Source organism: Staphylococcus devriesei (assembly GCF_002902625.1).
GTDB classification, from domain to species: domain Bacteria; phylum Bacillota; class Bacilli; order Staphylococcales; family Staphylococcaceae; genus Staphylococcus; species Staphylococcus devriesei.
Genome location: NZ_PPRG01000075.1, coordinates 1 through 25,778 on the forward strand (window position 1 = coordinate 1; position 25,778 = coordinate 25,778).

At 31.2% G+C, this 25,778-nt stretch carries 27 protein-coding genes, 2 pseudogenes and 1 riboswitch; of the genes and pseudogenes, 27 read left to right on the forward strand and 2 right to left on the reverse strand.

The window, feature by feature from the left end:
- Positions 1-203 precede the first annotated feature (203 nt).
- From rpoD to gcvPB, 26 genes and pseudogenes are all read left to right on the forward strand, one after another.
- Positions 204-1,310 carry an RNA polymerase sigma factor RpoD gene (rpoD, locus tag CD147_RS10480; protein ID WP_103167388.1) on the forward strand — a complete coding sequence of 369 codons (1,107 nt, stop codon included), beginning with the start codon at positions 204-206 and terminating at the stop codon, positions 1,308-1,310.
- A 293-nt stretch (positions 1,311-1,603) separates the two neighbouring features.
- Positions 1,604-2,293 carry a tRNA (adenine(22)-N(1))-methyltransferase gene (locus tag CD147_RS10485; protein WP_103167390.1) on the forward strand — a complete coding sequence of 230 codons (690 nt, stop codon included), beginning with the start codon at positions 1,604-1,606 and terminating at the stop codon, positions 2,291-2,293.
- On the forward strand, positions 2,283-3,383 hold the full coding sequence (locus CD147_RS10490) for a Nif3-like dinuclear metal center hexameric protein (RefSeq protein WP_103167392.1): 1,101 nt from the start codon (positions 2,283-2,285) through the stop codon (positions 3,381-3,383). Before CD147_RS10485 ends, CD147_RS10490 begins: the two co-directional genes overlap by 11 nt.
- A gap of 45 nt (positions 3,384-3,428) precedes the next feature.
- Positions 3,429-4,775 (forward strand): DEAD/DEAH box helicase, encoded by a 1,347-nt coding sequence (locus tag CD147_RS10495; protein ID WP_103167394.1) that lies wholly within the window; start codon positions 3,429-3,431, stop codon positions 4,773-4,775.
- 9 nt (positions 4,776-4,784) lie between these two features.
- Positions 4,785-5,675 (forward strand): deoxyribonuclease IV, encoded by an 891-nt coding sequence (locus CD147_RS10500; RefSeq protein ID WP_103167396.1) that lies wholly within the window; start codon positions 4,785-4,787, stop codon positions 5,673-5,675.
- A 255-nt stretch (positions 5,676-5,930) separates the two neighbouring features.
- Positions 5,931-6,707 carry a metal ABC transporter ATP-binding protein gene (locus CD147_RS10505; RefSeq protein WP_103167398.1) on the forward strand — a complete coding sequence of 259 codons (777 nt, stop codon included), beginning with the start codon at positions 5,931-5,933 and terminating at the stop codon, positions 6,705-6,707.
- Positions 6,708-6,769: 62 nt separating this feature from the next.
- Positions 6,770-7,615: a metal ABC transporter permease gene (locus CD147_RS10510; protein ID WP_103167400.1), complete on the forward strand. Its 846-nt coding sequence runs from the start codon at positions 6,770-6,772 to the stop codon at positions 7,613-7,615.
- A gap of 3 nt (positions 7,616-7,618) precedes the next feature.
- A complete protein-coding gene (locus tag CD147_RS10515) occupies positions 7,619-8,041 on the forward strand; it encodes a Fur family transcriptional regulator (RefSeq protein ID WP_103167402.1) in 423 nt (140 codons plus the stop codon).
- Positions 8,042-8,359: 318 nt separating this feature from the next.
- The gene (locus CD147_RS10520) at positions 8,360-8,959 is read left to right on the forward strand and encodes a superoxide dismutase (protein ID WP_103167404.1); all 600 of its coding nucleotides are present in this window, start codon (positions 8,360-8,362) and stop codon (positions 8,957-8,959) included.
- Between the two features lie 131 nt (positions 8,960-9,090).
- The gene (locus tag CD147_RS10525; RefSeq protein ID WP_103167406.1) at positions 9,091-11,136 is read left to right on the forward strand and encodes a peptidoglycan D,D-transpeptidase FtsI family protein; all 2,046 of its coding nucleotides are present in this window, start codon (positions 9,091-9,093) and stop codon (positions 11,134-11,136) included.
- Positions 11,137-11,254: 118 nt separating this feature from the next.
- Positions 11,255-11,404, forward strand: a complete 150-nt coding sequence (gene rpmG, locus CD147_RS10530) for a 50S ribosomal protein L33 (RefSeq protein WP_103167408.1) — start codon at positions 11,255-11,257, stop codon at positions 11,402-11,404.
- Between the two features lie 124 nt (positions 11,405-11,528).
- Complete coding sequence (locus tag CD147_RS10535; RefSeq protein WP_103167410.1) at positions 11,529-12,065, forward strand: 5-formyltetrahydrofolate cyclo-ligase; 537 nt, start codon at positions 11,529-11,531, stop codon at positions 12,063-12,065.
- A 15-nt stretch (positions 12,066-12,080) separates the two neighbouring features.
- Positions 12,081-13,538, forward strand: coding sequence for a rhomboid family protein (locus CD147_RS10540; protein ID WP_103167412.1), 1,458 nt, complete (start codon positions 12,081-12,083; stop codon positions 13,536-13,538).
- Complete coding sequence (locus CD147_RS10545) at positions 13,522-13,725, forward strand: YqgQ family protein (RefSeq protein ID WP_103167445.1); 204 nt, start codon at positions 13,522-13,524, stop codon at positions 13,723-13,725. Before CD147_RS10540 ends, CD147_RS10545 begins: the two co-directional genes overlap by 17 nt.
- On the forward strand, positions 13,722-14,708 hold the full coding sequence (locus CD147_RS10550) for an ROK family glucokinase (protein ID WP_103167415.1): 987 nt from the start codon (positions 13,722-13,724) through the stop codon (positions 14,706-14,708). Before CD147_RS10545 ends, CD147_RS10550 begins: the two co-directional genes overlap by 4 nt.
- On the forward strand, positions 14,708-15,031 hold the full coding sequence (locus CD147_RS10555) for an MTH1187 family thiamine-binding protein (protein ID WP_103167417.1): 324 nt from the start codon (positions 14,708-14,710) through the stop codon (positions 15,029-15,031). The genes CD147_RS10550 and CD147_RS10555 overlap by 1 nt, the downstream gene beginning before the upstream one ends.
- A 1-nt stretch (position 15,032) precedes the next feature.
- Positions 15,033-15,659, forward strand: a complete 627-nt coding sequence (locus CD147_RS10560; protein WP_103167419.1) for an MBL fold metallo-hydrolase — start codon at positions 15,033-15,035, stop codon at positions 15,657-15,659.
- Between the two features lie 51 nt (positions 15,660-15,710).
- Positions 15,711-16,583, forward strand: a pseudogene (gene comGA / locus CD147_RS10565) (competence type IV pilus ATPase ComGA); the annotation flags it as partial.
- 19 nt (positions 16,584-16,602) lie between these two features.
- A complete protein-coding gene (gene comGB / locus CD147_RS10570) occupies positions 16,603-17,598 on the forward strand; it encodes a competence type IV pilus assembly protein ComGB (protein ID WP_103167423.1) in 996 nt (331 codons plus the stop codon).
- A 17-nt stretch (positions 17,599-17,615) separates the two neighbouring features.
- Positions 17,616-17,936 carry a competence type IV pilus major pilin ComGC gene (gene comGC / locus CD147_RS10575; RefSeq protein WP_103167425.1) on the forward strand — a complete coding sequence of 107 codons (321 nt, stop codon included), beginning with the start codon at positions 17,616-17,618 and terminating at the stop codon, positions 17,934-17,936.
- Between the two features lie 40 nt (positions 17,937-17,976).
- A complete protein-coding gene (gene comGD, locus CD147_RS10580; protein ID WP_233649257.1) occupies positions 17,977-18,363 on the forward strand; it encodes a competence type IV pilus minor pilin ComGD in 387 nt (128 codons plus the stop codon).
- Entirely contained in the window at positions 18,350-18,637 is a 288-nt protein-coding gene (locus CD147_RS10585) for a hypothetical protein (RefSeq protein ID WP_103167429.1), read from the forward strand. Before comGD ends, CD147_RS10585 begins: the two co-directional genes overlap by 14 nt.
- A gap of 573 nt (positions 18,638-19,210) precedes the next feature.
- On the forward strand, positions 19,211-19,729 hold the full coding sequence (locus CD147_RS10600) for a shikimate kinase (RefSeq protein ID WP_174694353.1): 519 nt from the start codon (positions 19,211-19,213) through the stop codon (positions 19,727-19,729).
- Positions 19,726-19,841, forward strand: a riboswitch (glycine riboswitch). It overlaps the preceding gene by 4 nt.
- Before the next feature lie 77 nt (positions 19,842-19,918).
- Positions 19,919-21,010 carry a glycine cleavage system aminomethyltransferase GcvT gene (gene gcvT / locus CD147_RS10605; protein WP_103167437.1) on the forward strand — a complete coding sequence of 364 codons (1,092 nt, stop codon included), beginning with the start codon at positions 19,919-19,921 and terminating at the stop codon, positions 21,008-21,010.
- A 16-nt stretch (positions 21,011-21,026) separates the two neighbouring features.
- A complete protein-coding gene (gcvPA, locus tag CD147_RS10610) occupies positions 21,027-22,379 on the forward strand; it encodes an aminomethyl-transferring glycine dehydrogenase subunit GcvPA (protein ID WP_103167439.1) in 1,353 nt (450 codons plus the stop codon).
- On the forward strand, positions 22,366-23,844 hold the full coding sequence (gcvPB, locus tag CD147_RS10615; protein WP_103167441.1) for an aminomethyl-transferring glycine dehydrogenase subunit GcvPB: 1,479 nt from the start codon (positions 22,366-22,368) through the stop codon (positions 23,842-23,844). The genes gcvPA and gcvPB overlap by 14 nt, the downstream gene beginning before the upstream one ends.
- A gap of 328 nt (positions 23,845-24,172) precedes the next feature.
- Here the strand turns inward: gcvPB and CD147_RS10620 are convergent, their stop codons facing one another.
- On the reverse strand, positions 24,173-24,559 hold the full coding sequence (locus tag CD147_RS10620) for a rhodanese-like domain-containing protein (protein ID WP_103167442.1): 387 nt from the start codon (positions 24,557-24,559) through the stop codon (positions 24,173-24,175).
- Between the two features lie 155 nt (positions 24,560-24,714).
- On the opposite strand from CD147_RS10620, the gene CD147_RS10625 reads away from it, so the two are divergent.
- Positions 24,715-25,545, forward strand: a complete 831-nt coding sequence (locus CD147_RS10625; protein ID WP_103167444.1) for a lipoate--protein ligase family protein — start codon at positions 24,715-24,717, stop codon at positions 25,543-25,545.
- 121 nt (positions 25,546-25,666) lie between these two features.
- Here the strand turns inward: CD147_RS10625 and CD147_RS12575 are convergent.
- Positions 25,667-25,778: pseudogene (locus CD147_RS12575) on the reverse strand (SA1362 family protein); the annotation flags it as partial.

The following is a 25,778-nucleotide window of genomic DNA, read 5'->3' on the forward strand; positions in this document are numbered from 1 at the left end:
TTTTAATGGGTAAATATGGAATATACTGTATATAAATCAAATACAAATCAACTTAACGAAATTAAATTCATTACGAAATTTATAATAATATTTTTTAACATGTTAGAATTATTATAGAAATTCTCTATACTTTTCTTATTATATTGTAATATTATATAATTAATTTCTTGATTAAAAGCATATTAAAATTGGGAGGCCTTTTCATGTCTGATAACCAAGTTAAAATTAAAAAGCAAACAATTGATCCGACATTAACATTAGAAGATGTTAAAAAACAATTAATTGAAAAAGGTAAAAAGGAAGGTCATCTTAGCCACGAAGAAATTGCTGAAAAGCTACAAAACTTCGATATAGATTCTGATCAAATGGATGATTTCTTTGATCAATTAAATGACAATGATATTAGTTTAGTAAATGAGAAGGATAGCACAGATACTGATGCAAAATTAAACCCTAATGACTTAAGTGCCCCTCCAGGTGTAAAAATTAACGACCCAGTTAGAATGTATTTAAAAGAAATTGGTCGTGTCAATCTTCTTAGTGCACAAGAAGAGATTGAGTTAGCTAAACGTATTGAGCAAGGAGACGAGATCGCTAAGTCACGTCTTGCTGAAGCAAACCTTCGTTTAGTTGTAAGTATCGCTAAAAGATACGTAGGTCGTGGCATGTTATTCTTAGATTTAATCCAAGAGGGGAACATGGGGCTTATTAAAGCAGTAGAAAAATTCGACTTCAATAAAGGATTTAAATTTTCTACTTATGCTACATGGTGGATTCGACAAGCAATCACAAGAGCAATTGCTGACCAAGCACGTACTATCCGTATACCAGTTCACATGGTAGAAACAATTAATAAATTGATTCGTGTTCAAAGACAATTATTACAAGACTTAGGCCGTGATCCTGCGCCGGAAGAAATTGGTGAAGAAATGGATTTACCACCTGAAAAAGTTCGTGAAATCCTTAAAATTGCCCAAGAACCTGTATCACTTGAAACACCTATTGGCGAAGAAGACGACAGTCATTTAGGCGATTTCATCGAAGACCAAGAGGCTCAAAGTCCATCTGACCACGCTGCATATGAATTGTTAAAAGAGCAGTTAGAAGATGTACTTGATACGCTTACTGATCGTGAAGAAAATGTATTACGTTTAAGATTTGGTTTAGATGACGGTAGAACAAGAACACTAGAAGAAGTGGGTAAAGTATTTGGTGTTACAAGAGAACGTATTCGTCAAATAGAAGCGAAAGCCCTTAGAAAACTTAGACATCCAAGTCGTAGTAAACGCCTTAAAGATTTTATGGATTAATCCTAGTAGACGGTTAGGTTTGAAAGAGTTTAGTGCAAAAGTATTTAAGATGAAGAAGATTCGAGTGATTAGGTGGAATTATAAATTATTTGTCCTAATCTTAATGACAATAGATTTAAATCTTTTTTAAACTTTAAATGCTTTTAAGAACATAAGCAATATATTGAATTCCATACTAACCAGTCTTAAATTTTATTACGTTTACTTTTTAATTTAGCTTTTTTTGCTTAAACGATACTTAGACTGAGACACTTTATTGTCCCAGTCTATTTTTATAAATAAAGGAGTTAGCTATGATAACTTTAAATCAAAGATTAACACGTGTAAGTCATTATCTTAAGCCTCACACAATGGCTGATATTGGGTCCGATCATGCTTATTTACCAATATATGCCATTGAAAATAATTTATGTTCTCGTGCTATTGCTGGCGAGGTAATCAAGGGGCCTTTTGAGTCAGCACAGAAGAATGTTAATGAACATCAACACAACCATTTAATCGATGTTCGACTAGGTGATGGGCTAAGCATATTAAGAGAAAATGATAATATTCAAAACATAACAATCTGTGGTATGGGTGGTCCTTTAATTGCTAAAATCTTGAGAGAAGGAAAATCTCAGTTGGCTAACAAACCTCGTCTGATTTTACAGAGCAATATTCAAACTGAAGTTCTTAGACAGACATTGGAATCCTTAAATTACACCATCATTGCTGAGGAAATTATGGAAGAAAAAGGTCATGTTTATGAAATAGTAGTTAGCGAATTTACTGATAATATTAAAGCATTGACTAAAAAACAATTGAAATTCGGACCCGAACTTCTCAAAAATAAAACTGAAACTTTCTATAAGAAATGGCGTCGAGAATTAAATGCTTTAGAGCATATCCGTAAACAATTGAATTCTGCTGTTCATCATGAGAGACTTAAAGAGATAGAATGTGAAATGGATTTAATTAAAGAGGTGCTTGTTAATGAAGATTAAACAATTAATGTCAATTATTGATAGAAATGTTCCTTTATATACCGCTGAAAGCTGGGATAACGTCGGTTTATTGATTGGTAGTAATGATACCGAAATTACCGGCATACTAACTACTTTAGATTGTACAGATGCTATAGTAGATCAAGCAATAATGAAAGGCTATAATACTATCGTGGCGCATCATCCCCTTATTTTCAAGGGGGTTAAATCAATAACAGATGATGGTTACGGTAAACTTATTCGCAAAATTATATCTAACGATCTTCAATTAATTGCGTTGCATACTAACCTTGATAATCATGTAGAGGGCGTTAATGAAATGCTTGCTCAAAAACTAAACCTCCATAATATTAAGTTCTTAAATACTAACCAAGAAACTTATTATAAAGTACAAACCTATATACCGAAAGACAATGTCGAATCTTTCAAAGACGCGTTAAATCAAGTAGGTTTAGCTCAAAAAGGTAATTATGAATATTGTTTCTTTGAATCAGAAGGTAGAGGCCAATTTAAACCCGTTGGAGCAGCTAATCCTCATATTGGACAAATTGACAGTATTGAATATGTTAATGAAGTTAAAATTGAATTTATGATTGAACTTCATCAACGTATGTTAACCGAAAAAACGATTATAAAAAATCACCCTTATGAGACGCCCGTTTATGATTTTATCGAGATGACTAGGGAAGCAAATTATGGTCTCGGAAAATTAGGCGAACTAAAAGAACCTATGCCAATTAAAGAATTTGTTAAACAAGTTAAAACTCAACTACAAATTCCAAGTGTTCGTTTTACAGGGGATACTAATGCAATGATTAGTAAAGTAGCTATTATTGGGGGAGCTGGTATAGGCTTTGAAGAACTTGCCTTTAAAAAAGGTGCTGACATCTTTGTAACAGGTGATATTAAACATCACGATGCCTTAGATGCGCAAACTAATGGTATCAACTTATTAGATATTAACCACTATAGTGAATATGTCATGAAAGACGGGCTTAAAGACTTACTACATCAATGGTTATTCGACTATAGTACCAATTTCAAAATTGAATCATCAGATATTAATACTGATCCATTCAATTATTTATAAATTATTTTCAACCTCTTAAAGAGGATATTAAAGGAGGCCAATTTAATGGCAAACCACCCATTCGAATTATTTAATTTAGATGCTAAATTAATAGATGCAGTTAAAGATCTAAATTTTGAAAAACCAACTGAAATACAAAATAGAATTATTCCAAGAATTAAAAAAGGAACGAATTTAATCGGACAATCACAAACTGGTACGGGTAAATCGCATGCATTCTTATTACCTTTATTAGATTTAATAGATACGACGATAAAAGAACCACAGGCCATTGTAGTTGCTCCTACAAGAGAATTAGCTCAACAGTTGTTCCAAGCAGCGAGCCACTTAGCTAAATTTAAAACTGATGTAAAAGTGAGTTTATTTATTGGTGGTACCGATATTGAGAAAGACAGACAACGTACTAATTATCAACCACAACTAGTTATTGGTACACCTACGCGTATCAATGACCTTGCTCAAAGCGGTCACTTACATGCTCATCTAGCTTCAAATCTTGTTATAGATGAAGCAGATTTAATGATTGACCTAGGACTTATTGAAGACGTAGATTATATTGCTTCACGTCTTGATGACAATGCGCATATCGCAGTATTTAGTGCTACAATTCCTAAATCTTTACAACCATTTTTAAATAAATATTTAAGTAATCCAGAATTTGTTGTCGTGGATTCTAAAACACTTAATAAAAGAAATATAGAATTTTATCTAATACCTACTAAAGGTACAGAAAAAGTTGATAAAACGCTTCAGCTTATAGATATTCTTAATCCGTACTTGTGTATAGTATTTTGTAATAGTCGAGATAGCGCAAATGAATTAACTGACTCATTAAATCAAGCCGGTATTAAAGTTGGAATGATTCACGGTGGCTTAACTCCTAGAGAACGTAAACAACAAATGAAACGAATTCGTAATTTAGAATTTCAATATGTTATCGCAAGTGACTTAGCTTCTCGTGGTATTGATATCGAAGGTGTAAGTCATGTGATAAACTTTGATGTACCTAATGATATTGACTTCTTTACTCATAGAGTTGGACGTACAGGCCGAGGCAACTATAAAGGTGTAGCTATTACATTATATAGTCCTGATGAAGAGCACAATATATCTTTAATAGAAAATAAAGGATATCACTTTGAAAATGTTGATGTGAAAAACGGCGAATTATCACCAATCAAAGCGCATAATGCTCGTCGTAAGCGCGAAAGAAAAGACGATCATTTAACTAATGAAGTTAAACATAAAGTTCGTAGTAAAACTAAAAACAAAGTTAAACCAGGATATAAAAAGAAATTTAAACAAGAAGTTGACCGTATGAAACGCCAAGAACGTAAGCAATATAGTAAACGTCAAAACCGTCAACAACGTAAAAATAATAAAAAAGGATAGGTGAATAAAATGCTACTTGGTTCTCACGTATCTATGAGTGGTAAAAAAATGCTTGAAGGTTCGGCTGAAGAAGCACATCGCTATGGTGAATCTACATTTATGATATATACAGGAGCTCCTCAAAATACACGTCGTAAAAGTATTGAAGATTTAAATATTGAAAAAGGTCATGAAGCTATGAAGAATTATGGACTTTCAAACATAGTGGTGCATGCTCCTTATATTATTAATATTGCTAATACTACTAAGCCTGAAGTTTTCAAATTAGGTGTAGATTTTTTACAAAATGAAATTGAAAGAACCCAAGCACTAGGTGCAAAAGATATCGTTTTACATCCTGGAGCTCACGTTGGTGCAGGTGCCGATAAAGGAATTGAACAAATTATTAAAGGCTTAAATGAAGTTTTAACACATGATAACGACGTGAGAATTGCATTAGAAACGATGGCAGGTAAGGGTTCAGAAGTGGGGCGTAGTTTCGAAGAGATTGCGCGTATTATCGATGGAGTAACTCATAACGATAGACTTTCTATTTGCTTTGATACTTGTCATACTCATGACGCTGGATATAATATTAAAGAGGATTTCGATGGCGTGTTAAATCACTTTGATAAAGTTATTGGTCTAGATCGTATCAAAGTGGTACATGTTAATGATAGTAAAAATGAACAAGGTGCACATAAAGACCGTCATGAAAATATAGGTTTTGGCCATATTGGATTCGACGCATTAAATTATGTTGTTCATCATGATTCATTTAAAGATATTCCGAAAATTTTAGAAACACCATATGTAGGCGAAGATAAAAAGAATAAGAAACCACCTTACAAATTTGAAATTGAAATGCTTAAAGCTCAAAAATTTGATGCCAATTTAAAAGATAAGATACTGCAACAATAATTTATTATATAGCATTTAGCAACCTGGAACATTTATGATGAATGTCCCGGGTTTCTTAGTATTAGAAAAGAATCATAAAATCATTATCAGTTAAGGAAAATAAAAGTAAATCCTTAAAGTATTTATCAGTTTTATAGAGGGTAAAATTTTTATGTTTCATACTCTATCTAACTAGTGATAAATCAACATTAAGTCGTAAACGTTACTATTTACAAACTTAAAAGATAAAGGTATAGTATAAACCGAGGTGAAATAATGAGTCGACCAGTTTTCGAATTAAAAAATATTGATTACCACTTTGATAATAAACAAGTATTAGAAAATATAAATATTCAAATTAACAAAGGAGATTTTCTAGCTATAGTTGGACCAAATGGTGCTGGAAAATCAACTTTACTGAAGGTAATTTTAGGGTTACTCCCTCTTCAAAAAGGCGAGATTTATATAGATGGCAAATCATATAAGAAAAATAATCAATCAGCCTTAAAAATTAGCTACGTTTCTCAAAAAGCTACTGCTTTTAACGCTGGATTTCCTGCCAGTGTAAAAGAAGTAGTATTAAGTGGTTTAACTAAAACTAAACGCTTGTTTCAATGGTTTAATAAAGAGGACGAGCAGTCAGTAGATAAAGTTCTTTCTAGGTTAAATATTCCTCATTTAATCGATAAAAATATTGCTGAACTTTCTGGTGGTCAACAGCAACGTGTATTAATTGCGCGTGCATTAATTTCTAATCCAACTGTATTGGTATTAGACGAACCTACAAATGGCATTGATGCGAAACATGTGAGTGAGTTTTACGAAACATTGGAACGCTTAAAAGAAGAAGGTATTACAATTATCTTAGTAACGCACGATATCGGCGTGGTAGCTGATACAGCGACTAAAGTAGCTTGCTTAAATAGACATTTACATTTTCATGGTACAACAGAAGCATTTAAATCCCTTGATGAAGTGGAAATTTCAAAAATTTACGGGCATCCTGTTAAATTTGTTGATCATCAACACGATAGAGAATGTTGCGAAGCTTAAATTATTAATATAATAGGAGTTTATTATGAAGAGTTTAAAATATTGTATAAGTGGTGATATCTATGATTGAAGCCTTACTAAATTTTGACTTCATGAGATATTCACTAATTAGTGGTATATTAATTGGTTTTATAGCGCCACTCATCGGTGCTTTCATAGTTGTAAGAAGATTATCTCTAATAGCTGATGCGTTAAGCCATGTTACATTAGGTGGTATATCATTTGGAATGTTTGTATTAACATTGTCACCGGCATTAGCTATTATCAATCCAATGTGGTTTGGAATATTGTTCGCCGTAGTAGGCGCATTACTTATTGAAAAGCTAAGAACCTCATACTCAAATTATCAAGAAATTGCTATTCCTATTATTATGAGTGCTGGTATTGCTCTCAGCGCTATTTTTATTTCATTAGCAGATGGCTTTAATCAAGAAATTGTAGGTTTATTATTTGGCTCAATTAGTGCGGTAAATTTAAGTGATTTAACAACTATCATTATTATTTCTATTGTAGTGTTACTATTTATTCTACTTTTTTATAAAGAGTTATTTATTTTATCTTTTGATGAAGAATATAGTAAGGTAATAAATATTCCAAAATGGATCCAATTCTTATTTATCGTTATTGTAGCTATGGTTATATCAGCGTCAATGAGAGTAGTTGGAATATTATTGGTAAGTGCGTTAATTACATTACCAATAGCTATTGCCATGCGAATAACAAAAGGGTTTAAACAACTTATGTTGTTGAGTGTAATTATCGGAGAATTTTCGGTAATTTTAGGATTAGTACTTGCATTTTATATGAATATTTCTCCTGGTGGTGTTATTGTAGTTTTATTAGTTTTATTACTTGGAATTACAATGTTATACCAAAAGTCTATTGTAAGAGTTAAAAAGGGGCATTAAAATATGAATACAAACGATGCGATTAAAATTTTAAAAGATAATGGTTTAAAATATACAAAAAAACGTGAAGATATGATTAATATTTTCGTTAAAGAAGATAAGTATGTTAACGCCAAAAATATCCAACAACAACTTGATAAGGAGTATCCAGGTATTTCCTTTGACACGATTTACAGAAACTTACATTTATTTAAAGATTTAAATATCATTGAAAGTACGGAATTAGATGGTGAGATGAAGTTTAGAATTGCATGTATGAACCACCATCATCACCACTTTATATGTGAACATTGCGGAGATACTAAAACTATTGATTTTTGTCCGATTGATCAAATTAAAAAATATTTACCGAATGTAGATATACACACGCATAAATTAGAAGTTTATGGTATATGTGAAAGTTGTCATGATAAAGGTGTTAAATAACTATTTATAAGTATAAATTAATAATTTATATGCGAGATTGAGACAAACCCCCTATATAGGAAGCTAATCAATAGCTTCTAATGCAAGAAGGGATAATGTCTCAATCTTTTTATTATTAGTAGAAAAGAAAACACTATATCATAGGTCAAAAGTATGAATTATATAATTATAGAGTATTTTAATGTTTAAAGATTAGCATTTTGAGTTATATTAATAAAGTAACAAATAATAAGTGTATAAGTTGCAAGCAAAAGGTTTGTTGCTTGTCTAACTACTTGTTATTATTAAGGTAACGAAATTTTAGGAGGATGATTATTTATGGCTTTTGAATTACCAAATTTACCATATGCAGCAGATGCATTAGAACCACATATTGATAAACAAACAATGGAAATTCACCATGACAAACATCATAACACTTACGTAACAAAATTAAATTCTGCAGTTGAAGGTACTGACTTAGAATCTAAATCAATCGAAGAAATCATTGCTAATTTAGATAGTGTACCAGAAGATATTCAAACAGCTGTTCGCAATAATGGTGGCGGACACTTAAACCACTCATTATTCTGGGAATTATTAACTCCTAATTCTGAAGAAAAAGGTACTGTAGTTGATAAAATTAAAGAACAATGGGGTTCTTTAGATGAATTCAAAAAAGAATTTGCTGACAAAGCTGCAGCACGTTTCGGCTCAGGTTGGGCTTGGCTAGTAGTTAATAACGGTCAATTAGAAATCGTTACTACTCCAAACCAAGATAACCCATTAACTGAAGGTAAAACTCCAATCCTTGGCTTAGATGTTTGGGAACATGCTTATTACCTTAAATATCAAAATAAACGTCCAGATTATATCAGTGCATTCTGGAATGTTGTAAACTGGGAAAAAGTAGATGAATTATATAACGCTGCTAAATAAGTAGCATAGTTATTTCTCTGACTAAGTGGTCTCTATTAAGAGGCCACTTTTTTTATGAAAATTATAGCAATATCTATAAATTTCATATATCATTTATAAGTAAACATGTTTAATAATTGAGGTAGGTTATCTTGCTAAAAAGATTAAAAGAAAAATCAAATGATGAAAAAATAAAGCACACGATGAATAAGCGAATAAGTTTTATTTTTGGTGCGATTGTATTAATTTTTGGAATTATAGTTTTGCGTTTAGGCTATTTACAAATTGCTCAAGGCAATCATTACAGCCAGCTTGTCAAAAATGATGAAAATATCACAATTAACGAATCTGTTCCCAGAGGGCGAATACTGGATAGAAACGGCAAAGTTTTAGTAGATAATGCTTCTAAATTGGCAATTACATATACACGTTCGAAAAAGACGAGCCAAGAAGATATATTACATACCGCCGAAAAATTATCAAGGTTAATTTCTATGAAAACAGATAAAATAACTGAACGCGACAAACAAGATTTCTGGATTCAGAAAAATCCAGATGAAGCTAACAAATTAATGGAAAAAGAAAAATCCATGCTAGACGAAGGTAGTATAAGTCAAGATCAATATGACAAACAATTATATAACAAAATCGGTGATAAACAATTAAAAAGTTTATCTAAAAATGATTTACAAGTTTTAGCAATTTATAGAGAAATGGCAGCTGGATCTACTATGGATCCACAAACTATAAAGAATGATGATGTTTCTGAAAAAGAATACGCCGCTGTATCTCAACAACTAGATGAATTACCTGGCGTGAATACTACCATGGATTGGGACAGACGTTATCCATATGGAGACAGTCTTAGAAGTATATTTGGTAATGTTTCAACTCCATCAGAAGGTATTCCTAAAGAATTAACCGAACAATATTTAGCAAAAGGATATTCAAGAAATGATAGAGTAGGTAAATCCTATTTAGAATATCAATATGAAGATATTTTACGTGGTAAGAAAAAAGAAATGAAATATACTACGGATAAATCAGGTAAAGTAATTAATTCAGAAGTGATAAATCCTGGATCAAGAGGAGACGACTTACAACTTACCATCGATATAGATTTACAGAAGAAAGTAGAATCATTATTAGAAGATGAAATTAAAACACTCCGTAGCCAAGGCGCTCGCGATATGGATAATGCTTTAATAGTAGTGCAAAATCCTAAAAATGGATACATACTTGCTATGGCAGGTAAGCAAATTGATAAAAATGGTAAACTAACAGACTATGATTTAGGTAACTTTACAGGTCAATTTGCTGTTGGTTCTTCAGTTAAAGGTGGAACATTGTTAGCCGGTTATCAAAACAATGCTATAAAAATTGGAGAAGAGATGGTTGACGAGCCCTTACATTTTAGTGGTGGTTTAACTAAGCGTTCATACTTTAATAAAAATGGAAAAGTTGAAATAAATGATAAAGAAGCACTTATGCATTCTTCAAACGTTTATATGTTTAAAACTGCCTTAAAATTAGTTGGTGACCCTTATTCATATGGCATGAGTTTACCTAATAACATTTCTGAAGCAGGTCAAAAATTAAGAAAAGGTTTAAACCAAGTTGGCTTAGGCGTTAAAACTGGTATTGATTTACCTAATGAAACAATTGGACAAATTGAACCACTCACAAACAATTCAGGTAACTATCTTGATTTATCGATTGGACAATATGATACGTATACTCCACTACAATTATCACAGTATGTATCAACTATTGCTAATGATGGTTATAGAATTCAACCACATATTGGATTAGCAGTACATAATGCTACTAATAGTGATGAAGTTGGCCCTGTTAAACAAAAAATTAAAGGTAATGTGCTTAATAAAGTAAATAATTCTAAAGAAGAAGTAGATGAGGTTCAAGAAGGTTTTAACATGGCCTTCAATAAAAAAGATGGTACAGGATACGCTAGCTTCCATAAAACTGTCGTTCCTTCTGCGGGTAAAACTGGTACAGCTGAGGTTTATCAAGATGGTGAACCTCGAGTTAACTCAACCTACATTGGCTATGCTCCGGTGAAAGATCCTAAATTAGCCTTTTCAATTGTATACACTAACCAACCAGTACCACCACCATGGCTAAATGGCGGTGATTTAGGTAGAGATGTTATTAACTATTACTTTAAAGATAAAAAGTAAATTTAAAAATTTTAACGTATTCAACTCAAATTAGTATAAAAAAATTAATACTTTTCAATTATTCTGCTAAGTGGTATGATAATAAAGTCGTATTTAGAAAAGGTAAGGAGGAATTAACATGCGCGTAAACGTAACATTAGCTTGTACAGAATGTGGTGACAGAAACTACATCTCAACTAAAAACAAAAGAAACAACCCTGAACGTGTCGAAATGAAAAAATATTGTTCACGTGATGACAAACACACTTTACATCGTGAAACTAAATAACATATTAGTATAATTGAGTGACTTTCTATATAAATGGAAAGTCACTTTTTTTATATTTCATCTAAATGACATCATCATTTAATAACGTTATAATATATTTAGTGTAGAAGGGTAGGGATTCTATTTGAGAAAAAAAGAGATACGTAGTAATATACTCACAAAAATGAAAGCTTTTAGAAATGAAGATAAAGTAAAGGCTGATAAGTGGCTAAGGGAACAGCTATTTACTAATACAAGTTACCAACAGGCACAACGCATAGGTATTGTATTATCTATGCCACATGAAGTTGATACATATAAGATAATTAAAGAGTCATTTTCTAAAAATAAGGATATATTTGTGCCTAATACTGACTATAGTTCACATAGTATGAATTTTAAAGAATTAAAAGATTTATCTACTCTAAAAAAAGATGAAAAAGGTATTCATTACGTTAGCGAGAATACTGAAATTACAGATGACTTAGATTTAGTCATTGTCCCAGGTGTTGCCTTTAGAGAAGATGGATATAGAATCGGTTATGGTGGCGGATATTTCGATCGTTTTTTAAGTAACTCAAATGCACCAACTTTAAGTTTACTTTATGACTATCAATTAACACATTTTGAAATAGAAAGTCATGATCAACCAGTTGATAAATTAATTATTTACAACACATAGATTTTGGAGGAATTAATGGATATTGAAAAACGTTTTTGGAAATCGATTTCTTATTGGATAAGGTATTATAATTATCAGCTAATCAATATTGAGAAAAATGAAAATGAAATCTGGTTAATTAATAAATATAAAAAGAAAGTTGCCATTTTTAGAAAAGAGATAACTTCTACACAAGAAATTAGATTTGATAAGTCAAAGATACTTGATAATTATGAACAGATTAAAGAGACTGTTCAATTTGATCCTAAAATAGTTGAATTGTTCTACTTTACCGATAAACAGTTAAATATAACTGAATTTATTGAAACCCATCCGGTTAAAATCAAGTGCAATGCAATCACTGAAGATAAGCATCTAGAGAAGATAATATCTAATCCATTTTTAACTAGGACTATAGTAAGAAAAGATAATAAAACATCATTTTATTATCGAAAACGTGTTTTAACTCGGAATTTTATTGACAAGTATATGATGACTTTTACTCCTATGACTTATCTTCTAATAGCCGTGAATGTTATTGTCTGGTTAATCATGATTCTCTATTTAAATCATTTTTCAGACATAAAGCTATTAGATGTCGGTGGGTTAGTTCACTTTAATGTTGTTCACGGTGAATGGTATCGACTTATAACCTCCATGTTCTTGCATTTTAATTTTGAACACATTTTAATGAATATGCTATCTCTCTACATATTTGGCAAGATAGTGGAATCTATTATAGGGCCATTAAAGATGTTAGGTGTCTATTTAATTTCAGGGTTATTAGGTAACTTCATCTCATTATCATTTAATTTGCATACTATCTCGGTTGGGGCGAGTGGTGCTATTTTTGGTTTAATTGGTGCTATTTTTGCAATAATGTTTGTAAGTAAGAACTTTAATAGAAAAGTTTTAGGCCAGATGTTAATTGCATTGTTAGTCCTTATTGTTCTATCATTATTTATGTCGAATGTGAATATCATGGCTCATCTAGGCGGTTTTGTTGGGGGCGTATTAATTATATTAATAGGTTACTATTTTACTAAGAACCGCAATCTATTCTGGATATTCTTAATTTTATTATTAGTTATTTTCGTAGTATTACAGATAAGAATTTTCACAATCAAAGAACAAAATATCTATGATAAATTAATTCAAGATGCGATGCTTGATTATAACTATAAAGAGGCTAGTTCACTAGTAAGTCATACCATAAAAAAGGGCTACGATGATGATCGAACATATTATCTCAAAGGGTTAATTACTGCAACTACGAGTTCAAGGGCTGAAGGTATGGCAGATTGGGAAAGAGGTTTAAAAAATCATCCGGATTCTGGGATGTTAAACTATGAACTTGCTGTTGCTAATAGAGCCTTGGATGATAACGATAAAGCATTAAAATATATAAAAAAGGCAGTAAAGTTAGATTCACATAATAATGACTATAAAAATTTAGAAAAAGAGTTGAGACATGCTAATGAATCGGGAAATTAAGAGCTTCTATGATGTCCAACAGCTTTTAAAAAAATATGGCTTTATCATCTATTTCAAAGACTCAGATGATATGCATGAGATGATGTTACAAGAAATCAAATCATTATATAACTATGACTTATTAACTAAAGATGAGTACCTAAAATGTATTTTAATAATTAATCAGAGAAGGAATGAGCATAAATGAAAAATATAATTTTAGCAGCTGATATTGGTGGAACAACTTGTAAATTAGGGATATTTGATGATAATTTAGAACAACTACACAAGTGGTCAATTGAAACTGATACTTCAGACCACACAGGAAGAACTTTATTAAAAAATGTCTATGATTCATTTACTGAAATATTGCCGACTCGCAATTTGGATATTTCGGACGTTATTGGAGTAGGAATAGGTGTTCCAGGCCCAGTTGATTTTGAAACAGGTATTGTTAATGGCGCTGTTAACTTACACTGGCCGGAAAACGTAAACGTTAGAGAAATATTTAAAGAGTTTATTGATTGTCCAATTTATGTAGATAATGATGCAAATGTAGCTGCTTTGGGTGAAAAACATAAAGGTGCTGGACAAGGCGCAGATGATGTAGTAGCTATTACTTTAGGCACTGGCTTAGGTGGAGGAATTATTTCCAATGGCGAACTAGTACATGGCCATAATGGTTCAGGTGCTGAAATTGGACATATTAGAACTGACTTTGACCAAAGATTTAATTGTAACTGTGGTAAATCGGGTTGTATTGAAACAGTAGCTTCTGCAACTGGGGTAGTCAACCTAGTTAATTTTTATTACCCTAAACTAACATTTAAATCTTCTATTCTACCTTTAATTAAGGAAAATAAAGTAACAGCTAAAGCAGTATTTGATGCCGCTAAAGCAGGTGATCAATTCTGTATTTTTATTACAGAGAAAGTGGCTAATCATATTGGATATTTATGTAGTATTATCAGCGCTACAAGTAATCCGAAATATATTGTTTTAGGTGGTGGCATGTCTACAGCTGGATTAATCTTAATTGAGAATATTAAAACTGAATATCATAATTTAACATTTACCCCTGCGCAAGAGGGTACCGAAATAGTACAAGCCAAATTAGGTAACGACGCCGGTATAACTGGCGCAGCTGGTTTAATCAAAACTTATATTATTGAAAAGGATGGTGTTAAATAATGGCTATCGTTGACGTAGTTATTATCCCCGTAGGTACTAATGGTCCAAGTGTAAGTAAGTATATTGCAGAAATTCAAAAGAAATTAGAAGAATTTAAAAAACAAGGTAAAATTGATTACCAATTAACACCGATGAATACACTAATTGAAGGTGATCTTAAAGATTTATTTGAAGTTGTACAAGTTATCCATGAATTGCCTTTCGATAAAGGTTTGGATAGAGTTTGCACAAATCTACGTATTGATGACAGAAGAGATAAATCACGTAAAATGAATGATAAATTAAAATCTGTACAAAAACACTTAGATAATCAAGGAGAATAATATGAGAATCTCAAACTTAACGTTAGGGTTAGTTGATACAAATGCATATTTTATTGAAAATGAAGACGATGTATTATTAATAGACCCAGCTGGAGATTCTGATAAAATCTTCAAAAAATTAAATCAGATTAATAAACCCATAAAAGCAATCTTATTAACTCATGCTCATTTTGATCATATCGGTGCACTAGATGATGTATTGGCTAAGTATGATGTACCATTATATATGCATAAAGAAGAATTTGATTTTTTAACTGACCCTGAAAAGAATGGCTCAGCTAAATTCAAACAATATGGTATGCCACTTATTACAAGCAAGGCGAACCCTACACAGTTAGATGAAGGATATTTCACTATTGAAGACTTTAAATTCAATGTACTTCACACGCCAGGTCATTCACCCGGTAGTTTAACCTTTGTTTTTGATGAATTTGCTGTAGTGGGTGACACATTATTTAATAATGGCATAGGTCGTACCGATTTATATAAAGGTGATTATGAAACCTTAGTTGATTCTATAAAAGATAAATTGTTTGAATTAGATGGCGATTTACCTCTATTCCCCGGCCACGGTCAATATACAACTGTTGATGATGAACAATTAAACCCATATCTTGATGGACAATAAAATAAAGTAATTTAATCACCTCCTACGTTTATATAAGTAGGAGGTGATTTTTTGAAGTTATTATTTCAAGAAATAATTAACAAGGCTATTTCGGAAAATGCTAGCGATATTCATTTTATTCCTTGTGAAGAAGAAGTACATATTAAATTTAGGGTTAACGATTGTTTAGAGTTATATGATATTTTTAATATGAAAATATATCAAAAGTTATTAGTCTACATGAAATTTCAAGCAGGATTGGATGTGTCTAGTCATCAAATAGCACAAAGTGGACGGTACACATACCAATCGAAATCAATTTATTACTTAAGAGTCTCTACTTTACCTTTATCACTTGGCATAGAAAGTTGCGTCATTAGAATCATTCCTCAATATTTTCAATGCAAAAAAGAATATAAAGATTTCAAAGACTTTAAGTATTTAATGAATAAAAAGCAAGGGCTTATATTATTTACTGGACCAACTGGTTCTGGTAAGAGTACCTTAATGTATCAAATGGTGTTATATGCTCATGAGGAATTGAATCTCAATGTTATTTCAATCGAGAATCCGGTAGAACAGCTTATAAAAGGAATTACACAAGTTTCTATTAATAAAAAAGCTGGCATTGATTACGTGAACTCCTTTAAGGCGATTTTAAGATGTGATCCTGACGTAATTTTAATAGGAGAGATAAGAGATGCTGAAGTAGCTAAATGTGTTATACAAGCAAGCTTGAGTGGCCATCTCGTGTTATCCACGATGCATTCGAGTAATTGTAAAGGAGCAATTTTAAGATTACTTGAAATGGGCGTTAGTGTCCAAGAAATAAGCCAAGCCATTAATCTAATATCAAATCAACGTTTAATTACTAACAACAAGAACCAACGACAACTTGTTTGCGAAATAATTAATAACAATCAAATCCAATATTTTTTCGAACATAAATGCTTATCAACAGATTATGCTTTTAGAGAATTTAACAAGCTTACTTAGTAATGGATTTACACTTTTAGAATGCTTTAACTTTATCAATCTATATTTTAAATATAAAGATAAACAGTTAGACACTAAAATTATTAAAAATATTAAAAATGGAATGACTTGTAGCGAAATATTAAAACTTATAGGCTATCCACATTCTATTATTACCCAAATATTTTTCGCACAGAAATATGGTCATATAGACAACGCCTTAAAAGAATCAATTCAATATTTAAAAATTAATGTTAACGCTAAACAACAAATTATAAAGACGATACAGTATCCCTTAATATTGATTATTATTTTTTTAAGTATGATTTTACTTCTAAATTATACTGTTTTGCCTCAATTTGAAGCATTATATACGACGATGAATGTTAATCTAACGTTGTTTCAAAGAATTTTAACGCATATCATTTTCACGTTGCCCGCTTCAATATTCACCTTTATTATCTCACTTATACTTATAAGCGCGACTTTATCTATTATTTATACTAAATATGATACTGCTAAAAAGATTAAGTTATTAACTCATATTCCAATTTTAAACATTTACTTTAAGATTATTAAAACCTATCAAGTTTCTACAGACTTAGCGCTATTTTATAAAAATGGTATTAACCTACAAGATATAGTCAAAATATATACGCAACAAGATAATGACTTTTTACAATACTTAGGTCGTCAACTACTGGCTAGTACTAACAATGGCCTTAGTTTAGCTGATAGCCTAGATAAAATTCCATGTTTTCAAAAAGATTTAATTAATTTTATTTCACAAGGAGAGAAAAGTGGCAAATTAGATGTTGAACTTACTATTTATAGTCAAATTTTAATTAAAAGATTTCAAGATACTGCTACAAAGCACACTAAAATAATACAACCTTTAGTATTTTTCTTCTTAGGTTTTTTCATCATAAGTTTATATTTAGTAATTATGCTTCCTATGTTCCAACTAATGCAAAATATTAAATAAGAAATGAGGTTAATATAATGAGAAAATATCTGCAATATATCAAAAAAATGAAAGCATTCACGTTAATAGAGATGTTATTAGTACTTCTAATCATAAGCGTATTGTTAATTTTAATTATTCCGAATATCGCTAAACAAACAGCGCACATACAGTCTACAGGATGCGAAGCACAAGTGAAGATGGTTAATAGTCAAATAGAAGCATACAATTTAAAACATAATAGAATGCCTTCAAGTATTGATGATTTAGTAACAGAGGGCTACATTAAAGAAGGACAAAAGAACTGTAAATCTGGAGAATCGATTACAATTAGTAACGGTGAAGCGATTGCAAATTAGTTTACTAAAGGCTTTTACTTTAGTCGAGAGTTTATTAGTAATGCTAGTACTGATGATAATATTACAACTTTCCTTATCCTCATTTAATATCTCAACGTTATTAAAAGTTAATGATGAACTTAAAGTAAATCAATTGATCACTCAACTTGAGTTTTTTAAATCAAAAGCAATTGGTGAAAATCAATCTATAACACTTTTATTGACTGAGAATTCATCTGTAATCAAGGTTATAGAACAAAAAGGTAAGAAATATAATTTTAAAATACAAGATGGAAAAATAACTTACGTTTCAAAAATAAAAACAATCACTTTTAATAAAGAGGGTACAATAAACAACTTTGGTTCCTTTATACTACAAATACACAATCATTTATACACAATTATCTTTCATATCGATAAAGGGAGAATAAGATATGCCAAAATTTAGCGCTAGTATTCTTGTCGATAGTTTACTTAGCTTTCTCACGATTATGTTAATAACAACTATATTTATCCCCATTTTATTGAAATTAACATTATCTCTAGATAATGAATATAAAAAATTAGAAATGAAACAAGCTATTATAACTAGTACTAATCATTATAAAAAGGAGGATCTTTTAAAAGGAATTAGATTAGGTAAATATGACATTAAACTTTTTAAAAACTCTATATGTAACGATGATCTGTCTCTTAACAAAAAAATTTGCATTAAGTACTAAACTTAAAGCTTTCACTTTTATTGAAATGGCGCTCTCACTCTTAATCACAATTATAATTTTAACGCTGCTACCAAACATAATTAAATTAACAAACTTTTACTTTCATGAAGCCTATGAGAATAACCGCACCGAATACTCATTTTTCCAAGCCGACTTATCCCACATAGTTAATAACTCACATACAACCTTAAAACTAGAAAATCATAATTCAATTATCGTTCAAACTAAGAATGAACGAAATTATATAAAGTTTAAGAATAATAAATTAATCTACGAAAATGAAGGACGAGAGAACATTACGCTACTTAATAATGTTATTACTGCTAAATTTCATAACACTAATTCAAAAGTAATAGTAATAAATCTAAAGATAGGTGATGCTAACCAATACTATGAGAAAACATTATACATTTAAATTAAAAGCATTTATTAGCCCTTACACTTTAATGATCTTTATGATTTACTTGTCTTTAATCGCTTTTTATACCACTCAATTTGGTTTAAAATTAAAAACAATCCAGAATATTAATAATTATTATGACCGGACAATTATTGAGAAATTTGAAAAAGGTGATTGAATTGAATAATAAACAAACTCCAATTATTTTAATTGGCTTCATGGGAACTGGTAAGAGTACTATTGGTGAATACTTATCACTAGCCCAAGACATGTCTTTTGTCGATTTAGATATTTATATTGAATTCAAAGAGAAACAATCTATTCCACAACTATTTGAACAGATAGGTGAGTCAGGTTTTAGAAAGTTGGAATGCAAATATTTGAAAGAGTGTGTTGAAAAATATGACATTATCGCTACAGGTGGCGGAGTTATTGATTATTCAGAGTCGCTAAAAATCTTAAAAAAATTTAAACATGTCATTTGGTTAGATTGCGATATAGAAGTAATCTACAATAGAATTAGAAACGATGCCCATAGACCAAATGCAAAAGACAAAAGCAAAAAACAATTAAAAAACTTGTATTTATCAAGGGTTTCAAGATATAATGAAATCGCATTCATGAAAGTGAATAGTGAAAAAACAATCAAAGATATTTGTGATTTAATCACAAATCATCTATCTTGCGGTTGATCAGTATTAGAGAGAATAATGTTAATTCTATTTACACATAGTAATTAAACATTATCGCCGAAGGTGCAAGTATTCATACGAAACTCTCAGGCAAAAGGATAATACTGTTACGCATTCCTGGATTAAGTGTATAAACAGGGTAGCTTTTTGCTACTCTGTTTTTTTATAAAAATTATAGGGGGTTTTCAAATGACAAGCGAATTAAAAAAGACACCATTGTATCAAAATTATGTTGATAGTGGTGCTAAAATAGTAGAATTCGGTGGATGGGCTATGCCTGTTCAGTTTACAAGTATCAAAGAAGAACATAATGCGGTTCGATATAACGTAGGTATGTTCGATGTTAGCCATATGGGAGAAATTTCTATTAAAGGCAATGATGCTAGTAAATTTGTCCAATACTTACTTTCAAATGATACTAATAACCTAACTGATACTAAAGCTCAATATACTGCTTTATGTAATGAAGAAGGCGGTATTATTGATGACTTAGTAACTTATAAAGTGGGAGATAATAGTTATTTATTAATTGTAAATGCTGCTAACACAGATAAAGACTTTAACTGGGTTCAAAAACACGCTGAAAAATTTGACGTAGAAGTATCAAACGTTTCAGACCAATATGGTCAATTAGCGGTTCAAGGCCCTAAAGCAAGAGATTTAGTTAGTGAATTAGTAGACATAGATGTAAGTGAAATGAAACCATTTGATTTTCAACAAGATGTAACACTATTCGGAAAAAATGTTATTTTATCTCAATCTGGTTATACAGGTGAAGACGGCTTTGAAATCTATTGTAATTCAAAAGATACAGTAGACATTTGGAACGGCTTTATTGAACATGACGTTGTTCCATGTGGTTTAGGAGCTAGAGATACCTTAAGATTAGAAGCTGGATTACCTTTACATGGTCAAGATTTAACTGAATCAATTACACCTTATGAAGGCGGAATTGCTTTTGCGGCTAAGCCTTTAATTGAAGAAGACTTCATTGGTAAATCAGTATTAAAAGACCAAAAAGAAAATGGTTCATCTCGTAGAACTGTAGGACTAGAATTACTTGAAAAAGGTATTGCTAGAACTGGATATACAGTATATGACCTTGATGGAAATGAAATTGGGGAAGTTACTTCTGGAACACAAGCTCCTTCTTCAGGTAAATCAATTGCTATGGCAATTATTAAACGTGATGAATTTGAAATGGGACGCGAATTATTAGTCCAAGTCCGTAAAAAACAACTAAAAGCTAAAATTGTTAAGAAAAACCAAATTGAAAAATAACTAAGGGGTGTGTATTGTGAGTCATCGTTATATACCGTTAACTGAAAAAGATAAAAAAGAAATGTTAGACACGATTGGTGCTAACTCTATCAATGAATTATTTGGTGATGTACCAGAAGATATTTTATTAAATAGAGATTTAAATATCGCAAGTGGTGAAGCTGAAACATCATTATTAAGAAGATTAAATAATGTAGCTAAAAAGAACGTTACTAAAGAAACACATGCTTCTTTCCTAGGGGCAGGAGTTTATGATCATTATGCGCCAGCCGTAGTAGACGCTATGATTTCACGCTCTGAATTTTATACAGCTTATACACCTTATCAACCAGAAATTTCTCAAGGTGAATTACAAGCAATTTTTGAATTCCAAACACTAATTTGTGAATTAACAAATATGGATGTTGCAAACTCTTCTATGTATGATGGAATTACTAGTTTTGCAGAAGCTTGTATTCTAGCCTTTAACCATACTAAGAAAAATAAGATTGTAGTTTCTAAGGGACTTCATTATCAAGCACTACAAGTTCTAAATACTTATGTAAAAGTACGTGAAGATTTCGAAATCGTTGAAGTTGACTTAGATGGTACTATTACTGATTTAGATAAACTAGAAAAAGCAGTGGATGATGAAACTGCAGCTGTAGCTGTTCAATATCCTAACTTCTACGGAACTATTGAAGACTTAGAAAAAATTCATTCATTTATTGAAGATAAAAAAGCCTTATTCATCGTATATGCTAATCCATTAGCATTAGGATTATTAACTCCTCCAGGTTCATTCGGCGCAGATATTGTTGTAGGTGATACGCAACCATTTGGTATTCCAACACAATTTGGTGGACCACACTGTGGTTACTTCGCAACAACTAAAAAACTAATGCGTAAAGTACCTGGTAGATTAGTTGGTGAAACTAAAGATGAAGAAGGTAATAGAGGATTTGTATTAACATTACAAGCTCGTGAACAACATATTCGTCGTGATAAAGCCACTTCAAATATTTGTTCTAACCAAGCGCTTAATGCGTTAGCTTCATCAATTGCAATGTCTGCTCTTGGTAAACAAGGTATTTACGATATTGCGGTTCAAAACTTAGAACATGCTAATTATGCTAAAAACCAATTTAAAGATAAAGGTTTTGAAGTTCTAGACGGTACTTCATTTAACGAATTCGTTGTTAAATTCAATCAACCTATTAAAGAAATTAATAAAAAATTAGCACATGAAGGTTTCATTGGCGGATTTGATTTAGGTGAAGCTTCAAAAGACTTTGAAAATCATATGCTAGTGGCCGTTACTGAATTAAGAACAAAAGATGAAATTGACACATTTGTTGAGAAAGCTGGTGAGCTAAATGGTAGTAAGTAAATCAAGTCCATTAATTTTTGAAAGATCTCGCGCAGATAGATATGCTTATTCATTACCACAAAGTGATATCAAAAGTGAATCTGTAGAGAGTATCTTAGACGATAAATTTATTCGTAAAAATAAAGCTGAATTTCCTGAAGTAGCAGAATTAGATTTAGTACGTCACTATACAGAACTTTCTAATAAAAACTTTGGTGTTGATTCAGGATTTTACCCATTAGGTTCTTGTACGATGAAATACAACCCTAAAATTAATGAAAAAGTAGCACGTATTCCTGGATTTGCTGAATCACATCCACTTCAAGTAGAAGAACAAGTTCAAGGTTCTTTAGAAATTATTTATAGTTTACAAGAAGAACTTAAAGAAATTACTGGTATGGATGAAGTAACATTACAACCAGCTGCAGGTGCTCATGGTGAGTGGACTGCATTAATGATTTTTAAAGCTTACCATATTAAAAACGGTGAAAGTCATCGTGACGAAGTTATCGTGCCTGACTCAGCGCATGGTACTAACCCTGCATCAGCTTCATTTGCTGGTTTTAAAGCTGTGACTGTAAAATCAAACGAACGTGGAGAAGTTGATATCGAAGACTTAAAACGTGTTGTTAATGAAAATACGGCAGCTATCATGTTAACTAACCCTAATACTTTAGGTATTTTCGAGAAAAACATTATGGAAATCCGTGAAATTGTGCATGAAGCAGGTGGTTTATTATACTATGATGGCGCGAACTTAAACGCTATTATGGATAAAGTACGTCCTGGAGATATGGGCTTTGACGCAGTACATCTAAACTTACACAAAACATTCACAGGCCCTCACGGTGGTGGCGGACCTGGTTCAGGACCAGTAGGCGTTAAAAAAGAATTAGCAAGCTATTTACCAAAACCAATGGTAATTAAAGACGGCGATAAATTTAAATATGACAATGATATTGAAAATTCTATTGGCCGTGTTAAACCATTCTATGGTAACTTCGGAATTTACTTAAGAGCTTATACGTACATTAGAACTATGGGTGCTGAAGGCTTAAGAGAAGTATCTGAAGCTGCAGTATTAAATGCTAATTATATTAAAGCAAGTCTTAAAGACCACTTTGAAATTCCATATGAACAATATTGTAAACATGAATTTGTACTTAGTGGTTCTAAGCAAAAAGAAAATGGTGTACGTACATTAGATATGGCTAAACGTTTATTAGACTTTGGTGTACATCCACCAACTATCTATTTCCCACTCAATGTCGAAGAAGGTATGATGATTGAGCCAACTGAAACTGAATCTAAAGAAACATTAGATTACTTCATTAAATCTATGATTCAAATTGCTGAAGAAGCTAAAGAGAATCCAGATACAGTTTTAGAAGCTCCTCATACTACGATTATTGACAGATTGGATGAAACAACAGCTGCTCGTAAACCAGTCCTTAAATTTGAACACTTACATTCTGAAAAAGAATAGTGTTAGAGTAGTTAACTAAATTAGAACTATGAAAAAAGCTGAGACATTTTAACATGAATGTCTCAGCTTTTAGTTTTGTCTGTAGCTGACTGAAAGGAATAGAAGTATCAATAACTTATTTTTTAAGTTCTGCTCATTTTAGTGAGAAGGACGGTCTCTTTAGAATTATATTAAGTTTCTTACGCGGTCACTCTATTTAATAAATTTATTCTGTACTAAAAATCATAACGACTATATAGAGTAATCGTAATTTTTATATCTCTGATAAATAAAATATAAAAACTCTCAAAGACTCAAGTTCTCTGAGAGTTAAACATAGACTATTAAATTATTTTTTCGTTTTAATTTTTCCAGTCCATTTTTTATATCCACCTTTAAGCATATAGATGTTTGTATAGCCATTCTTTTTAAGAATTCTAGCAGCACGATATCCAGCAACACCATTTGCATCACAAAGATATATAGGTTGATCTTTTCTCAAACCTTGATATCTTTGGCTGAACATTGACATTGGAATGTTACGCGCACCATTAATGTGTCCATAGTCATAGTCTACTTTTTCACGTACATCAATAACTTGAGCTTTTCTTAAACCATTATGAAATTCATTTTGATCTAATTCAGTTACTGCACGTTTGTTAATAAACCAATTTCCTACCATGTAAAGAATTATTAAAACTATAATAATCAATGCTATGATCAAAGATACATTCATATTGCATCCTCCCTAATTAACCGATATTATAATTATAAGGCCGATAGCTAAATTTATCAAAATTTTTTTATCGTTTATTTATAGTGTTACATTATATGTATGCAATTTTTATTTAAGTTTTATAAAAGATTAAATGTTGTGATTGGAGTTTTTTTATGACTGAAGTTTGGAATTTTATCAACACTGGTAGCCATGACCCTTATTATAATATGGCAATGGACGAGGCATTACTTAATTTTGTTTCAAGAGGCGAAATTGATCCTGTTATCAGATTTTATACTTGGAACCCTGCAACACTTTCAGTTGGCTATTTTCAAAGGTTAACAAAAGAAATAGATATTGAAAAAGTTAAAGAAAAAGGGTTCGGATTAGTAAGACGTCAAACAGGTGGAAGAGGCGTACTCCATGATAAAGAATTAACATATAGTGTAATTGTGCCGGAATCTCATCCAAACATGCCCTCAACTGTAACGGAAGCCTACCGAGTTATTTCAGAGGGATTATTAGAAGGTTTTAAATTACTTGGATTTGAAGCATACTTTGCTATTCCGCGTTCCAAAGAAGAAAGAGAAAAGTTAAAACAACCAAGAAGTGCAGTATGTTTTGACGCTCCTAGTTGGTATGAATTAGTTGTCGAAGGTCGTAAAATAGCTGGAAGCGCTCAAACGCGTCAAAAGGGCGTAATTCTTCAACATGGTTCATTATTGCAAGACGTAGATGTAGATGAGTTATTTGATATGTTTACGTTTAAAAATGATCGCTTAAAAGACAAAATGAAAAAAGCGTTCGTTGATAAAGCAGTCGCAATCAACGATATTTCAGATAGACATATCACGTTAGAAGAAATGGAACAAGCCTTTGAAGAAGGATTTAAAAAAGGTTTAGGATTAGAATTCAAACCTTTAACATTAACTGAGAAACAACTAGCCGAAGTCAAAGAACTTGAAGAAAAATATCGTTCTGATGAGTGGTTGTACAAAAAATAGCTTTTCTTCAAACTAAATAATTAGAATTAGATTATAGCTAAAAACTCACGCATACTTGCAAAGTATAAGCGTGAGTTTTTGTATTCAACGGATATATAATTGTAAAATTGAACTTAAGTGATTATTTTCTATTCTTTCTTCTATATTTTCTTACAGCTCTTTTATACTTTCTTTGTTCTTCAGTTAAGAAGAAGAAATAATAAATTAAATAAATAATAATAGCTATAATAATT

Coding starts and splice junctions, on each gene's coding strand:
- rpoD (WP_103167388.1), top strand. CDS start 204: ATGTCTGATAACCAAGTTAAAATTAAAAAGCAAACAATTGATCCGACA.
- CD147_RS10485 (WP_103167390.1), top strand. CDS start 1,604: ATGATAACTTTAAATCAAAGATTAACACGTGTAAGTCATTATCTTAAG.
- CD147_RS10490 (WP_103167392.1), top strand. CDS start 2,283: ATGAAGATTAAACAATTAATGTCAATTATTGATAGAAATGTTCCTTTA.
- CD147_RS10495 (WP_103167394.1), top strand. CDS start 3,429: ATGGCAAACCACCCATTCGAATTATTTAATTTAGATGCTAAATTAATA.
- CD147_RS10500 (WP_103167396.1), top strand. CDS start 4,785: ATGCTACTTGGTTCTCACGTATCTATGAGTGGTAAAAAAATGCTTGAA.
- CD147_RS10505 (WP_103167398.1), top strand. CDS start 5,931: ATGAGTCGACCAGTTTTCGAATTAAAAAATATTGATTACCACTTTGAT.
- CD147_RS10510 (WP_103167400.1), top strand. CDS start 6,770: ATGATTGAAGCCTTACTAAATTTTGACTTCATGAGATATTCACTAATT.
- CD147_RS10515 (WP_103167402.1), top strand. CDS start 7,619: ATGAATACAAACGATGCGATTAAAATTTTAAAAGATAATGGTTTAAAA.
- CD147_RS10520 (WP_103167404.1), top strand. CDS start 8,360: ATGGCTTTTGAATTACCAAATTTACCATATGCAGCAGATGCATTAGAA.
- rpmG (WP_103167408.1), top strand. CDS start 11,255: ATGCGCGTAAACGTAACATTAGCTTGTACAGAATGTGGTGACAGAAAC.
- CD147_RS10540 (WP_103167412.1), top strand. CDS start 12,081: ATGGATATTGAAAAACGTTTTTGGAAATCGATTTCTTATTGGATAAGG.
- CD147_RS10545 (WP_103167445.1), top strand. CDS start 13,522: ATGAATCGGGAAATTAAGAGCTTCTATGATGTCCAACAGCTTTTAAAA.
- CD147_RS10550 (WP_103167415.1), top strand. CDS start 13,722: ATGAAAAATATAATTTTAGCAGCTGATATTGGTGGAACAACTTGTAAA.
- CD147_RS10555 (WP_103167417.1), top strand. CDS start 14,708: ATGGCTATCGTTGACGTAGTTATTATCCCCGTAGGTACTAATGGTCCA.
- CD147_RS10560 (WP_103167419.1), top strand. CDS start 15,033: ATGAGAATCTCAAACTTAACGTTAGGGTTAGTTGATACAAATGCATAT.
- comGB (WP_103167423.1), top strand. CDS start 16,603: ATGCTTTTAGAGAATTTAACAAGCTTACTTAGTAATGGATTTACACTT.
- comGC (WP_103167425.1), top strand. CDS start 17,616: ATGAGAAAATATCTGCAATATATCAAAAAAATGAAAGCATTCACGTTA.
- comGD (WP_233649257.1), top strand. CDS start 17,977: ATGCTAGTACTGATGATAATATTACAACTTTCCTTATCCTCATTTAAT.
- CD147_RS10585 (WP_103167429.1), top strand. CDS start 18,350: ATGCCAAAATTTAGCGCTAGTATTCTTGTCGATAGTTTACTTAGCTTT.
- gcvT (WP_103167437.1), top strand. CDS start 19,919: ATGACAAGCGAATTAAAAAAGACACCATTGTATCAAAATTATGTTGAT.
- gcvPB (WP_103167441.1), top strand. CDS start 22,366: ATGGTAGTAAGTAAATCAAGTCCATTAATTTTTGAAAGATCTCGCGCA.
- CD147_RS10620 (WP_103167442.1), bottom strand. CDS start 24,559: ATGAATGTATCTTTGATCATAGCATTGATTATTATAGTTTTAATAATT.
- CD147_RS10625 (WP_103167444.1), top strand. CDS start 24,715: ATGACTGAAGTTTGGAATTTTATCAACACTGGTAGCCATGACCCTTAT.